Genomic DNA, 14,965 nt, shown 5'->3' with positions numbered 1-14,965 from the left:
TAAGAGATTTAAACATTTATTAGAGGTCGGACCCCTGTGGCGTATCACCACAGGGGTCCGTTTTTCATTTATTTGTAATGCTACCTTAACATTTCTGAAGAAATCCCAGATTACCTCGCTGGCGTTGATATCCCGGCAGATTTTGCCGGCCAGGTTCTCCGGGGCGTACTGAAGGCCACCGGGTCAGGTATGGCCCCCGCCCTGGACGGCTGCAAGCTCCCGTCAGGCGCTGGGTGAGCATCCCCCCATTCGAAAAACCCGCCGCAGAGAGATAGTCTATAAAGGCCGCGATAAACCCCGTATCATCAATATTTTCATCCAGGGACCTGCGGGCCGTGGTGATTTTTCGGTCGAAAAATTAACAGGTCAAATAACCGGTGATGCTTAACCCAGGGTTTGCCGCATGAATTAAAAATTATCTGACAAGTCAAGGATTTAGTAGCATAATTGTCGAAGTAAGGTGCAGGGGAAATGCGGTAATTCGTCGAAGATAAGCGTCGCTGCAGACTGGCTCATATTTTTGCATATTTTAAAGAGAGTTCTTGAAAAGTAGCTGAAATAAAAACTGGTTTTAGCAAACCCCGATTAATCTTTATAAGCAGCAAATCTTATCTAAAGTTTATTTAAAATTTATTTAAATTTTTGTTTAAGTAGCATATCCAGAATATTCTTAACTGCCAGGCCGGCTGGAATTGAAAAGGTTGATATGCGGATTTTGACATTATATCGGACGGAGGGGTTGTAAAAAAATGGATGATGTGATCCTGGTTGATGAGCAAAACTGTGTGGGCTGTAATAAATGCATAAGAAACTGCCCGGTTTTCGGCGCAAATATTGCTTATATTTCCGAAGGGTCCAATAAAGTAAAGGTTAACCCGGAAAAGTGCATACTCTGCGGCAAATGCATCGAAGTATGTGATCATGAGGCCAGGAACTATAGGGATGATACGGAAACTTTTTTCGAGGATTTGGACAGGGGGAAAAAAATTTCTATTATTGCGGCTCCTTCCATCAGGGTAAACATTGCCGATTATGAAAGGTTATTCGGTTTTCTGAAGTCCAAAGGCGCGGATGTCATTTATGATGTGTCCTTTGGGGCGGATATTACCACATGGGCTTATTTAAAAGCAATAAAAGAAAAAAACCTTTTTTCCGTGATAGCCCAGCCCTGCCCCGCCGTTGTAAGCTACATTGAAAAGTATAAACCGGACTTGATTAAAAAACTTGCTCCCATTCACAGTCCCATGATGTGTACGGCCATATACCTGAGAAAGTATGCCGGTGTTTCAAATAACATCGGATTTTTATCTCCATGCATAGGTAAAATCAGTGAAATAAACGATCCCAACACGGAAAATTACATACAGTACAATATTACTTACAAAAAATTACTGGATTACTTAGAAAAAAAACAGATCAACATATCCGGCTATAACAAAAAAGGATTTGAAGATATAGGCTGCAGCCTGGGATGTTTATTCAGCAGGCCGGGAGGACTTAAAGAGAATGTCGAGGCAAAAGTAAAGGGAGCATGGATACGCCAGGTGGAGGGACCAACCCATGCTTATGAATACCTGGATGAATATGGGAAAAGATTGGCGGCTAACAAGCCAATTCCCCTGCTGGTGGATATATTGAATTGTTCCAAGGGCTGCAATATTGGAACCGCCACGGCAAAAAATATTGGCATGGATGACGCCGATTTTGCCTTTAATGCCTTAAAAGCGGAAAAGCTGGCGGATAAGGGTGGTAAACTGGCAAAAAGAAAGATTGATTGGTTATATAAATATTTTGATAAAAATTTAAAATTAAATGATTTTACCAGAAGATATAATAATAATGTCAACATACCTTCTCCGAAGGAACCTGACGAATCGGATTATAATGAAATATTTACCCGGCTTCACAAAAAAACAAAAAGGGAGCGGGAGTTAAATTGTTCGGCTTGTGGTTACAGCACATGCCGGGACATGGTCAAAGCCGTTTTTAACAACATAAACGTTATATATAACTGCATGGATTTTAATCGCCGGGAGGCGGAGCTGGAAAGGAATAAATTAGAGCTTACAACCAGGGAACTGGAAGCAAAAAATTCAGAAATGAATGCGGCTTTAGAAAAGATAAACAGTCTTAGTGAAGAGAGATTGAGAAAATCAAAAGAAATTACCAATGCAATCAAAATGTTTGCGGCGGCGTCCGAGAAAACCTCCGCGGGCGTAACCCAGGTTAATGATATGGTTAACCAAATAGCCAGCAACACAAGTAACGTTTCAGGGTTTGCCAACGATGTTTCCAATTCCGTTAACAGTATCGCCTCGGCAATGAAAGAAATTAATATATCCCTTAGCGAAATCAGTATAAATAGCGGACGATCCATGGATATAACGGGCAATGCCGAAGCAAAGGCAATTGATACTAATGAGATTATAAACAAGCTTAATATATCTTCAAAACAAATTGGTAAAATCATTAAAGTTATAAATGAAATTGCTGAACAGACCAACATGCTTGCCTTAAACGCGGCAATAGAGGCCGCTGGAGCCGGGGAAGCCGGAAAAGGCTTCGCGGTTGTTGCCAACGAGGTTAAGGAACTGGCAAAACAAACTGCTGAATCAACTGAAGAAATCGGCCAGCAAATTGATGTAATGCAGCAGGATATGGCAAACGCCGTTAAAGCAATGGGCACCATATTGCAGGTTATTAATGAAACAACACAAATAACCAATACCATTGCATCCGCGGTTACCGAGCAAACAGCCGTGGCGGGCGATATTTCATATGCCATTGTTACAGCGGCCGAAAGAGTAAACCTTATAAATGACAGGATCAAGGACATAGCTTCCAATTCCAAAATTGCCGCGGAAAGTATATACGAAGTTACTGCGGGAATTAAAGATATTGCCCAGACCGCGGCGGAGCTATCCAAGTCAAAATAACCGCCGGTGATGCAAACCCTGGCGGCCAATGCCGGGAGACAGCCGGAAATGCCTGTTTTGGAGACACACCGCCGGGCGGTAAAAACGGCTAAATAATTGTGAACCGGGTATGTAGAGGTGAAGCTGTATTGAATAATCAGGAGCTTATCAGCAATTTTGTGGAAGAGGTTACCGGCCATGTGGATGCCGTTGAAGCGGGGTTGCTCAGACTGGAAGGGGGTAACGGGGACGCGGAGGTTGTCCATGGCGTGTTCCGAAGCCTGCACAGTATTAAGGGCACCGCCGGATTCTTTGATCTTGCCAATATTGTCGAATTGTCTCATACAATGGAGAATCTGTTTGGGGAAATAAGAAACGGCAATGTGATTATTGACAGCGAAATGATTGATACATTGCTGTCCGCCAATGATTGCCTGAAAAAAATGATATCGGACGTATATAATAGCCACGAGGTTGACATATCCGACTATGTTTCAAGTATTTCCTCCTTATTACAGTCCCGGAACGAAGAAAATCAAACCCAAGCCGGCAGTCTGGAGCAGGTGGAAGAAGCGTCTTCCCGCAGCGCCGGAAGCCTTCCTGATTTTAAGCTGACTCACGGCCACAGGCCGTTTAAAATGAACTTTTCAGCAAATGCGGATGTTGCCGCGCTCACCCAAAAAATAGGGTCAATCGGCAATGTAATCGGTTTATTAGTCGGGGAAGACGTTGTGCTTTTTTCCAGCGTGCTGGAAAAAGGCCTGGTGGCCGCGGCACTGGATATTGATGAGGACAAAATAACTGAATTGACCGGGAGCGAATTCAGTCAATTTCAGAATACCGCCGCTTTCCGGCTGCCCGGGGAGTGCGTTCCGGTCGGAGCGGAAGGATTTGCCGGGCCGCAGGGGGAGCCTGCCGAGGCGGCGGATAATGTCGCCGGGCAGCCTGCTGAAATCATGGATGGCGCCATCAAGCGGCCTGCCCGGACCGGGGATGATACGGTAAGGGTTCATGTGTCACTGCTAAACGACCTGCTTAACCTGGCCAGCGAAATGGTGCTTGGCAGGAATCAGCTTTTCCGCATTCTGGAGTCCTACCGCAAGGCTATTCCAGGCGTTAAATCCGTGTTGCAAAATATTGACGCCATTACCACCGAGCTGCAGGAAAAAATTATGCTGACACGCATGCAGCCCGTGGCCAAAGTTTTTAATAAATTCCCCAGAATTATCAGAGAGATTTCCAAAAAGCTGGGTAAGGACATAGAGCTGCAAATGGAGGGCAGCGAGGTCGAATTGGATAAATCCATTATAGAACAACTGGCGGACCCCCTTACCCACCTTGTTCGCAATGCTGCCGACCATGGAATAGAGCTGCCGGAGGAGCGGGAGGAAAAGGGCAAGCCCAGAACCGGTAAAATAAAACTCCGGGCCTACCACGAGAGCGGCTATGTAAATATTGATATTATTGACGACGGCAAGGGTATCGACATTGAAAATATAAAAAGCGCGGCCCTGAAAAAAGGTTTTATCAACCAGGCGGAAATACCGACCCTGGGGGAAAGGGATTTTCTGGAATTGCTTTTTCACCCCGGTTTTTCCACTGCCGGAAAGGTAACTGATTTTTCCGGCAGGGGGGTTGGCATGGATGTGGTCAAAACAAATATAGAAAAATTGGGCGGCACCATGGAAATAATGACCTGCCTGGGGCAGGGCACCACTTTGCGCCTGAATATCCCTCTGACTCTGGCTATTATTTCATCCCTTATTGTGGATGTGCAGGGTCAAAAATTCGCCCTGCCCCAGGTCAATTTGCAGGGGCTGGTGCGCATAAAGCCCGGGGGCGGGAATGCCGCCAGAAGAATAGAGCAGGTTCGGGGCGCCGATGTTTTGCGTTTCAGAGGCAAACTGCTTCCTATAGTGCACCTGGGCGGTATATTGGGATTAAAAAGGGAAGAGCCGGATAAAAACGGTGTCATGAGGGTGCTGGTAATAAAGAGCGGCTCCAAGCTTTTTGGCCTGGTGGTGGATGTAATACACGACTGGGAGGAAATTTTGGTGAAACCCGTACCCCGGTATTTAAAAGGCTGCCAGTGCTATTCCGGGGTGACCATTATGGGAGACGGCCGCACCGCCATGATTCTTGACCCGGAAGGCATAGCATCGGCCGCCGGGCTAAGATTCGCGGATGAGGCCCGGGATTTAAAATCGGGGGATTTAACCCCCGCCACCGACAGTATGGCGGAAAATCAGAATTTATTGCTATTTAAGTGTTCCGGCCCGGAAATACTGGCCATTGATTTGTCCATGGTGTCCAGGGTGGAAAAAATCAGCTCCGGGCAGATAGAAAGAATAGGCAGCAAAGAGTTTATTCAGTTCAGGGGCGAGGCCCTTAGAATAATCCGCCCGGAGAACTACCTGCCGATAACCGCCGCGGATGACAGCCCGGGCACCCAATATGTGATTGTGCCGAAGATGATAAGTCACACCATGGGAATTTTAACTGAAAGAATAATTGATACCACGGAAAGGAAAATAAAATTTGGTCCGGAGCTCATAAAGAATTCCGGAATTTTCGGCTCCATGGTATTGGACGGGCGCATTGTGGTATTCATTAATATTTATGAACTTTTTGAAATGGCCGCCCAGGGAAGACTGAAAAAAGATGCCCAGGCCATTGCCTCCAAAAATAAAAGAATTCTTCTGGCGGAGGATACACCCTTTTTTATGAAAATGGAGAAGGAATACCTGGAGTCGGAGGGCTATGAGGTGCTGGCGGCAGTGAACGGAAGGGAAGCCTGGCAGCTGCTGCAGGAAAATCATGTGGACTTGCTCATATCCGATATAGAAATGCCGCTAATGGACGGCTTCGAGCTGATGAAAAGGGTGCGCGGGGATAAAAACCTTGCCTCTCTTCCGGCCATAGCAGTAACCTCCATGTCGGATGAAAAAAGCGCGCGGAAGGGAATGGAGGCGGGGTTTAACTTTTACGAAATAAAGCTGGACAAGGAAAGGTTACTGGACAAGGTAAAAACGGTACTTAAAAAAAGAGGTGATGTTTTATAAATGGAAGGATTTTAACATTTTATCTGTGCGGTAATCTGTTCGGCATAGATATTAATGCGGTAAAGGAAATAGACCGGAATATCGACTACACCCCGGTTCCGGACGCGGCGCCGCATATCGTGGGTCTGCTCAACATGCGCGGGCAGATAGTCACATTAATAAATCTGGCCCGGCTGATGGGATATGAGTATGCGGCGCCGAAAGAGCGCCCCGCTTGCGTAATATTGAAGAACAGCCCGGAAAACCCTGATTACGCGGGATTTATAATTGACCGGCCGGGGTCCGTAATTGATGTGGAAGATAGCTTTTGCGAACCGGCCCCCGCCAATATTACCAGCCAGGAGGCCAGATTCATAAGGGAAGTGGCCAGGCTGGACAGCAGGCTGATTGTAATTATCAGCCGGGATATTATCACGGAGCAGTAAATCTATGTGAGGCCGGCGCGCCGCCGGTGGCGTACCGGAACCGGAAAGGGGGATTATAATTGATTAGTATAAGGTCAAAATTAATTAAGGAGAACGATGAATTGTGAAAAAACTATTCATTCCAGCTGCTTTAATATTAAACCGCTTAAAATATTCGTTTAAATTTATTCTTATAACACTTTTGCTGTCCATGTCAATTTCAGTCACATTATACTTGCTGATCACAGAATTGAATTCTCAGATAAAATTCATTACAACGGAAAAACAGGGCATGGAGTATATAGGCGCCCTTTATAATCTGCTGGAAGACGTTCAGCAGCATGGCGGTATTTCAAGTAATGAGAATGTATCCGGTGAAAGTCTGCTGTCAAGTAAGGTAAATGATATTAACAAAGATATCGGCAGTATTGACCTGATTGATCAGAAGTACGGAGAATATTTCGACACGGGTGATAAATTAGAAAGAGTAAAGAATGATTTGCAGGCAATTATTAATGGCGCCCCGGCAGGTGATTCTGCTCAGCCGCACCAGGTTGCCATAGCCGATATCAACGATTTAATGACCCAAGTTTGCAATAATTCCAATCTTATCACAGACTACCAGCTGGACACTTATTTTTTAATGGACGGGCTGTTAAACAAAACACCCGCTTTAATTGCCGGCCTGGAGCAGGCCCGGGCCGCCGGTTTGGCCGCGGCTGAAAGAAAAAGTGTTTCTGACAATGCTAAAACCCAAATAATAGGCCTGGCTAATAAAATTAGATCCAGTTATTCCGATTTAACCGCCAGCAACAATTCTTTGTTTAAATACAATTCCTCTCTAAAGCCGGGTCTTGAGAGATACGGCGCCGATAGCCAATTGCAGATAAACAGGTTCCTGGAGCTTCTTGACGCAAACATTATTAACGCAGGTAAAATCGATATTCAGCCGGCGGATTTTTCAGCCGCGGCGGCAAAAACCATAGACACCGTTTTTATACAGGCCGATGCCGGTGAATCGGCGCTGAACAGCTTGCTGCAGGCCCGGATAGATAAACTTGTTCTCAAGGAATATACGGCCATAGGCTTCGCCGCGGCCGGAATAATACTTGCCATTTACTTTTTCATAGCTTTATATATATCAATTAAGACTACAATTTCCAGCCTGGTGAAGGCGTCTCAAAGCATGGCCGAAGGCGATTTAACCACCAGGATCAGGCTGGATGCCAAAGATGAGCTGAGGCTGGTGGGTAATTCCTTTAACAAAATTGCAGAGAGTTTTGGCAGGATATTTGCGGATATACATATCAGTTCCATAACCATCAGCAAAACCCTGGACGCCATGTCCGTTTCGGCGGGGGATATGGCGTCCGGCAGCAAGGAAATGGAGTCCAGAATTATTTCCGTCAATCAGGCCGTGAAGCAGATTAACGATAGTATCAGCGGCACGGCGGCCATCTCTTCGGATACCAGCAATTATATTAATATGAATTCGGCTGCGCTGGAAGATATGTTCAGCAGCGTGCAAAGACTGGCCGCTTCCGCGGAGCAAATTTCAGCTGCCGTGGATCAGGTTAGTGCCGGCGCGGAGCAGAATTCGGAGAGTATAAGCAAAATATCAATTTCCACCACTGAAATGTCCGACTCGGTAAACAGTGTGGCCACGGCGGTCAGGGAAATAAATGTTTCTTTAAACGAAGTAAGCCGCAATTGCGAGCGGTCTATAATGATTACCGATAACGCCGGCGTGAGAGCGGGGGAAACCAGGACTATTATAGCCAGGCTTAACGATTCTTCCCGGCAGATTGGAAAAATTATTGGTATTATCAATGACATTGCCGAGCAGACCAAAATGCTGGCTTTAAACGCTGCCATAGAGGCCGCGGGCGCGGGGGAGGCCGGCAAGGGCTTCGCCGTGGTGGCCAACGAAGTAAAGGAACTGGCCAAACAAACAGCCGAGGCCACTGATGAAATAAGCCAGCAAATAGAAAACATGCTTGAAAATATGTCCGGGGCGGTTGGGGCTGTGGAAACCATTAGCGGAGTAATTGAGGAAATAACCGACATTACCAATACCATTGCCTCGGCGGTTACCCAGCAGTCGGCTGCCACCGGTGAAATATCCAAATCCGTGCTGCTCTCGGCTGAGAGGGTTAACGTGATAAACAGGGAGGTGTCCGAGGTGGCGGAGAACGCCAGGCAGGCGGCCATAAATATTGAAGAAACCTCCAAGGGTCTGCAGGATGTGGCTAAATCCATAAGCGAGCTGTCCTCATCGGCCAGTGACGCTTCCGAGAATACCGGCAGGGCCTCGGAAAAAGTGTCGCTTATTGCCAGGGACGCCGCGGAGATTTCCCGGGAGGCCGGCGGTATAGCCGCCAACATGCAGGAGATAAGCCAGTCTTCCATAGAAAATGCCGACGGCGCTAATCAGGCCAGTTCTTCCGCCCACAGTCTGGCGGAAATGGCCCGGAATATGGAAAGACAGATTAGTGAGTATAAATTTTAGCCATGCCGGAGGGGTGACAATCAGTTGGCTATTCTAACAGTTGACGATTCTCCGACCACTTGTTCCATAATTGGGTCGTATCTGGAAGGTTTCGGCCAAAAATTATTTTTTACCGGAACAGGCCATGAAACTATTAAATTTCTTGGCATAACCTCTTTCGGCGCGCCTTCTGAGACCGTTGACCTTATTTTGCTGGATATAGTGCTGCCGGATATGGATGGCCGGGACGTTTGCCGTATTATTAAAAATAGTGAGCATTTAAAAGATATACCGGTAATAATTATTACCTCGCTGCTGGAAATGGAGCATCTGGAAAAAGCTTTTGAGGCCGGGGCCACCGATTATATAAACAAGCCGGTGCATAAAATTGAGCTGCTGGCCAGAATACGGTCGGCGCTGAAATTAAAATTCGAGATGGACAAGAGAAAGGTCAGGGAGCGGAGCCTTATTGAAGTTACACTGCAACTGGAGGAAGCCATAAAACAGCTGAATTTACTCTCCACCCTGGACGGTCTTACCGGCATAGCCAACAGAAGGCGCTTTGACGAATATATCGATCTGGAGTGGAGAAGGGGCATACGCAATGTTAAACCACTGTCACTAATTATGGCGGACATTGACTATTTTAAAAATTACAATGATTTATACGGACATCTGGCCGGCGATGAATGTTTAAAAACCGTGGCCCGGGCTTTGCAAGGAGTTATGAATCGCCCGGGAGACTTGCTCTGCCGTTACGGGGGCGAGGAATTTGTGGCCGTATTGCCGGGAACGCCTAAAAACGGTTCGTTGTTAATGGCCGAAAAAATGAGCGCGGTTGTGAAAAATGCCAAAATAGTGAACAAGAGCTCAAAGGTGGATGATTATGTGACCGTCAGCATGGGGGTTGCCACCGCACTGCCAACCCGGGAAGCGCTGCCGGCAGTTTTAATTGCGGAGGCGGACAAAGCCCTTTACGAGGCCAAGCAGGCGGGGCGCAATACTGTTCGGGCGGCGGGTGGATAATTTGGAAAAGATCAGATTGCTGATATTGGAAAACTCGGCTTTTTATAAAAAATTACTTGGAATCGCGGTTGAGGATACCGGCCTTGGACAGGTGGAATACATCGGAAACAACATGAATCTGGCTGCCGAGATAATCAAAAAAGGCGCCGTGGATATTGCCATCCTTGGTATTCCCTTCGGGGACGGGATAGATGCTCTTAAGACTTTTCAGAGGATGAGGCCGGAATTGGCTGTTGTCATACTTGGCGAGGCCGGTGCGAAAGGCTCCGCCGACAGGAAAAAAGTAATGGAACTGGGCGGGCTGGATTATATCGTTAAGCCGCCGGTGAACAGTGCCGAAAAAAATTTGGAAAATATAAAAAACCGCCTGCAGGGTCTATTTACCCAGGTAATTGCCAAAAAATACACCACTCCCGGATATGTTCCCGGCGGCGGTCTGCCGAAAGCGCCGCCCGCCCCGGAGCAGGCGGCTGAAATGCCGGTTCCCAGGAGCAAGCCGCCGGCGGCGGTGGATTTGATATTAATAGCTTCGTCCACCGGCGGCCCCGGCGCCCTTGAAATTGTTTGCAGCGGACTGCCGGGGAATTTGTCCGTGCCCGTACTGATAGTTCAGCACATGCCTTCCCAGTTAACCCGGAATATGGCCCAGTCGCTGGGTAAAAAGTGCAGCCTGCCGGTGCTGGAGGGGGAAAACGGCACGGTAATAACTCCGGGGAAAATTGTTATAGCCCCCGGGGACTTTCATATGACCATAGTAAATAGCATGCTGGGGGGGCTGATCGCACGGCAGGAGAAAACCCCCCCGGTTAACGGAGTAAGACCCGCCGCCGACGTGCTTTTTCATTCGGTGGCCGCAGCCTGCCGGAATAAGGGCGTGCTGGCCGTGATACTTACGGGCATGGGGGCGGACGGTACATCGGGAGTCAGGGAATTAAAAAATAAATGCGATTGTTACTGCATCACCCAGAGTGAAAAAACCTGTGTGGTGTACGGCATGCCCAAAAATGTTGTGGAGGCTGGCCTTTCCGATGCGGTGGAAGACCTGGGGGCCATAGCCGGCCGTATTATTCAAATAATGTCAGGCAGGTAATTGCCATGGGAATAACTTTATCGCACAATGAATTTTTGCTGATGCAAAAATATATAAACGAACTGTGCGGGTTTTTTATATCCGAAGATAAATCCTATCTTATTGAAAGCAGGCTCTCCAAAATATTGCTGGAATCGGGGGCCAGGAGCTTCCTGGATCTTTACGCAATGCTCGCCGGCAATAAAAACACGCCTTTGGCCGACAGGGTGGTGGATGCCATCACCACTCACGAAACCCAGTGGTTCAGGGACAAAACCATATGGCGGATATTTAAGGATATATTGCTTCCTGAATATACTTCCGAAATATTAGGCGGCGGCAGGACCACCGTTAAAATATGGAGCGCGGCCTGCTCAACCGGGCAGGAGCCATATTCCATCGCCATGTGCATAGATGCTCACTTGAAAAAGAACGGTCTTTCCGCCATAAAAGATTCGTTTCGCATACTGGCCACGGATGTTTCTCCCTCTGTATTGCGTTTGGCCGAAACAGGGCGCTATGACGGAATTGCTATGGTAAGGGGCCTGGATGACGGACAAAAAAAGGATTATTTCCGGGAAAACGCCGGTTCCTGGAATATTAACCCGGATCTTAAAGGCCTTATAGAATTCCGCCGCTTTAATTTAACAGAATCGTTTTTGCCCCTGGGCCGGTTTGACGTAATATTCTGCCGCTATGTAACCATTTATTTTAATGAGCAACTGAAAAAGAAGGTATTGGCAAACATGGCGTCGCTGCTTAATGACAGGGGAGTTTTGTTTCTGGGTAATTCCGAAATATTTCCCGGCTGCGAGGAAAGGTTTATCCCGGAGAGATATGGAGAAGGAGTTTACTACAGGCTGAAAGGAGTATAAAAGATGAAAGTTATGGCAGTGGATGACATCATGGTAATAAGAAAAATGATTGAGAAAGTGGTAAATTCCCTGGGTGGAGAGATTGTGGAAGCCAGGGACGGAGTGGAGGCCCTTACACAGCTTAAGCTCAAGGCAAACGTGGATGTGGACCTTATTATTCTGGATATGCATATGCCCAATATGGACGGTATTGAATTTTTGAATGTTATTAAAGATAATCAAAAGCTCAAGGGCATACCGGTAATAATGTCCACCTCCGAGGGCGAAAAGAGTAAGGTTATTAAAGCCATACAGGCGGGGGCCAGGAATTATCTTGTTAAACCGTACAGCGAGCAAGATCTAGTGGAAAAAATACTGGAGACACTGGGTGTGGGGCATGAACACGGTATTTTTAGCAACTGCCTGGGAGAAGCCCTGCAAAATATTTTAAAAAAAGCATCCGGCCTTGATTTTTTGGAAGGGCTGGCCGGCGGCGAGTCCCTGCCGCCGGCCGGCGAATATTTTTCCGGGCAGATATATGTACTGGGCCAGATTAATTTATTTATTACTATGAATATGAGCAGGGAAACCGCTGCCAAGTTAATGCCCTTAATTGCCCACCGCAAGGATGAGGTAATGTCTGATCAGGATATGCTGAAAGCCACCCATGATTTAGTTGCCGAGGTTGTCGAAAAAGCCGGGGCCGCCATGGCAGGTCTAAAATTGCAGAGAGATATAAATACACCGGTAATATCCGCATATCTATTAAAAGACAGTATTAATCTGGTATCAAAAAAATCATCCTTTATTTTAAGCCGTAAATATACAGTGGATGAATTGCTGGTAGAGATAAAAATGTTTTACCTTTAAAACAAAACCGCCGCTCCAGGCGGTTTTTGCATCATCAAGCTTCCTCCGCATTCTGGCAATGACATCATTATGTCCAATCAATTGCTCACCCTCGGCAATCTGCTTTTCGGCGACCAATAATTTGGATTGTGATTTAACCCGGGCCACCATGCGCTGGAATGTCTGATGACTCATGACAACCAGGTCGGCTTCCCCATTTCGCGTAAGTATAACCGGTTCGTCAAGCTCATGGCAAAGCCACATGTGGAGTGCGTGGTATTGATGTCAAGGGTGGGGAAGTGAGTGTGCGGGGAAGGCTTGAAATAAGGAGTTGTTGAGATTTGCAGGCCAGAAGCCGGGACTTGAAAACTCCTATTTTTATCGCTCCATGGAGACATGGCCAGGTCAGCGGATTTGATAGTCAAGCGGTCAGATTAGATGTCATTGCCTGGTGACAGAGCAGATAGATGCCAGGTGTTCGTGAGATAGCAGATTGGATGTTTCTTTCGGCGAGAAAGCAGGTTGGATGTTGGTCCAGGTACAAGTGCATCTAATTTGTCATAAAATATTTTTAAAATCCTGTTTATTTTATGACAGAAACCGCATATAATAATATTGAAGAAGGAGGTATTTATTATGAGGGATACAATTACTAATATTGGTGAAAATATAAAGGCTTTAAGAGAACAAAGCGGTTTTACGCAAACTAATCTTGCAAAATATTTAAAAGTTGATCAAAGTTTAATATCAAAAATTGAAAAGAATGAGCGCCCAATAACTTCAGATATGCTTGATAAATTAGCTGCATTATTTGGAATTACAACAGAGAGTTTTAATAGGGATTCGATTACGACAAATCGAATTTCATTTGCTCTTAGAGCCAGCGAGATTAACGAAGATGATTTGGAGACAATTAGTGCCATAAATATGATTGCATTAAATTTGAGATTTATGACACAATTGTTGGGAGGCTGCAGCATTGATAGATAAGTTAGAGCTTTGCACAAAAGCTTTGAGTTTACGTAGGGAGCTAGGCGAAGACACAACATCGCCAATCGATATTTTTTCGTTGGCACACACAATCCCGCATCTAACATTGGTTTTTTATCCGATGGGTGACCATTTAAGTGGAATGTGTATTAAGAATGATGGCAATCCAGTTATTGCCATCAATTCTTCTATGTCTGTTGGCAGACAGCGTTTCTCAATGGCTCATGAATTATATCATTTGTATTATGATGAGAGTGAACAGTCGACTGTATGTGCAATAAAAATTGGGAGTGGCAATGATGTTGAAAGGGCTGCAGACCAGTTTGCTTCCTATTTTCTCATGCCGCCAGTTGCTTTATCTGAAGCAATAAAAAAAATACACGGTAGTTCAACAGACAATCTAGGAATAAAAGAAGTTGTCAAACTGGAACAATATTTTGGGGTAAGTAGACAAGCACTGTTGTATAGATTAGTTGAAGATGGCAAATTGACCGCACAACAAGCTGATCAGTTTAGGCAAGGTGTAATCCGTTCGGCGGTAAATTTGGGTTATGACGATTCTCTTTATAAACCTCTTCCGGAGAACAAGCAATACAAAACATACGGATATTATATACAACAAGCCAAAGAGCTACTTGAAAGAGACATTGTTTCAACTGGTAAATATGAGCAACTATTGCTGGCTGCTTTCAGGCCCGATCTTGTTTACGGTGATGAATTCGAAGGGAGCGAATTAAATGATTGATTCGCTTTTTTTCGATAGTGACTGCATTTCGGCATTCTTATGGGTTAATGAACAAAATTTATTAACTTTACTTTACCCCGGAAGGGTTGTGATTCCAAAGCCAGTGTATGATGAACTATCGTATCCAACTACACCTCATTTGAAGCAGCGAATTGATTGCTTGATTAACAATAAGCAAGCCAGTTTGGCAACCATCAATGTCGGTAGCGACGCATACGCTTTGTATCAAAAACTTACCACCTCACCAGATGAAGGCCATAAGATAATTGGCCCGGGAGAAGCCGCTTCTATTGTACTAGCAAAAACTAACAATGGCATTGTGGCAAGTAATAACTTAAAAGATATTAGTTCGTATATCAGTGAATTTGAATTGAAGCATATAACCACCGGAGACATATTAATTGAGGCATTAGAAAAAGGCTTTATTACAGAAGACGACGGAAATATTATTTGGGCATCGATGCTTGCTAAGCGTCGAAAATTAGGGGTATTATCTTTTCCTGAGTACATAAATTTAAAGAAAAAATAGCAAAGAATCCATAATAGAAAAATACTACCACGGA

At 45.7% G+C, this 14,965-nt stretch carries 11 protein-coding genes; all 11 read left to right on the top strand.

Annotated elements, in window-relative coordinates; all coding sequences use genetic code 11:
• The first annotated feature begins 749 nt into the window (after window positions 1–749).
• Entirely contained in the window at window positions 750–2,936 is a 2,187-nt protein-coding gene (locus DCCM_RS01395) for a methyl-accepting chemotaxis protein (RefSeq protein ID WP_104370679.1), read from the top strand.
• 128 nt (window positions 2,937–3,064) lie between these two features.
• Window positions 3,065–5,977, top strand: a complete 2,913-nt coding sequence (locus DCCM_RS01390) for a hybrid sensor histidine kinase/response regulator (protein ID WP_128739042.1) — start codon at window positions 3,065–3,067, stop codon at window positions 5,975–5,977.
• Window positions 5,974–6,402 (top strand): chemotaxis protein CheW, encoded by a 429-nt coding sequence (locus DCCM_RS01385; protein ID WP_104370677.1) that lies wholly within the window; start codon window positions 5,974–5,976, stop codon window positions 6,400–6,402. The genes DCCM_RS01390 and DCCM_RS01385 overlap by 4 nt, the downstream gene beginning before the upstream one ends.
• A gap of 229 nt (window positions 6,403–6,631) precedes the next feature.
• A complete protein-coding gene (locus DCCM_RS01380; protein ID WP_165791977.1) occupies window positions 6,632–8,890 on the top strand; it encodes a methyl-accepting chemotaxis protein in 2,259 nt (752 codons plus the stop codon).
• Window positions 8,891–8,914: 24 nt separating this feature from the next.
• A complete protein-coding gene (locus DCCM_RS01375) occupies window positions 8,915–9,895 on the top strand; it encodes a diguanylate cyclase domain-containing protein (protein WP_104370675.1) in 981 nt (326 codons plus the stop codon).
• Window position 9,896: 1 nt separating this feature from the next.
• Entirely contained in the window at window positions 9,897–10,985 is a 1,089-nt protein-coding gene (locus DCCM_RS01370) for a chemotaxis protein CheB (RefSeq protein ID WP_165791976.1), read from the top strand.
• 5 nt (window positions 10,986–10,990) lie between these two features.
• Window positions 10,991–11,839, top strand: a complete 849-nt coding sequence (locus DCCM_RS01365) for a CheR family methyltransferase (RefSeq protein ID WP_104370673.1) — start codon at window positions 10,991–10,993, stop codon at window positions 11,837–11,839.
• A gap of 3 nt (window positions 11,840–11,842) precedes the next feature.
• Window positions 11,843–12,688, top strand: a complete 846-nt coding sequence (locus DCCM_RS01360) for a response regulator (RefSeq protein ID WP_104370672.1) — start codon at window positions 11,843–11,845, stop codon at window positions 12,686–12,688.
• Between the two features lie 615 nt (window positions 12,689–13,303).
• Complete coding sequence (locus DCCM_RS01350) at window positions 13,304–13,657, top strand: helix-turn-helix domain-containing protein (protein ID WP_104370671.1); 354 nt, start codon at window positions 13,304–13,306, stop codon at window positions 13,655–13,657.
• Window positions 13,647–14,402 carry an ImmA/IrrE family metallo-endopeptidase gene (locus DCCM_RS01345; protein ID WP_104370670.1) on the top strand — a complete coding sequence of 252 codons (756 nt, stop codon included), beginning with the start codon at window positions 13,647–13,649 and terminating at the stop codon, window positions 14,400–14,402. The genes DCCM_RS01350 and DCCM_RS01345 overlap by 11 nt, the downstream gene beginning before the upstream one ends.
• A complete protein-coding gene (locus DCCM_RS01340) occupies window positions 14,395–14,931 on the top strand; it encodes a PIN domain-containing protein (protein WP_104370669.1) in 537 nt (178 codons plus the stop codon). The genes DCCM_RS01345 and DCCM_RS01340 overlap by 8 nt, the downstream gene beginning before the upstream one ends.
• The last annotated feature ends 34 nt before the right edge of the window (window positions 14,932–14,965 follow it).

Source organism: Desulfocucumis palustris (genome assembly GCF_002933875.1).
Taxonomy (GTDB): domain Bacteria; phylum Bacillota; class Desulfotomaculia; order Desulfotomaculales; family Desulfocucumaceae; genus Desulfocucumis; species Desulfocucumis palustris.
This window is presented reverse-complemented; position numbering and strand designations above follow the sequence as displayed.

Excerpts from the sequence above, each read along its gene's own strand:
- DCCM_RS01350 (WP_104370671.1), top strand. The coding sequence starts at position 13,304 with ATGAGGGATACAATTACTAATATTGGTGAAAATATAAAGGCTTTAAGA.
- DCCM_RS01360 (WP_104370672.1), top strand. The coding sequence starts at position 11,843 with ATGAAAGTTATGGCAGTGGATGACATCATGGTAATAAGAAAAATGATT.
- DCCM_RS01340 (WP_104370669.1), top strand. The coding sequence starts at position 14,395 with ATGATTGATTCGCTTTTTTTCGATAGTGACTGCATTTCGGCATTCTTA.
- DCCM_RS01365 (WP_104370673.1), top strand. The coding sequence starts at position 10,991 with ATGGGAATAACTTTATCGCACAATGAATTTTTGCTGATGCAAAAATAT.
- DCCM_RS01395 (WP_104370679.1), top strand. The coding sequence starts at position 750 with ATGGATGATGTGATCCTGGTTGATGAGCAAAACTGTGTGGGCTGTAAT.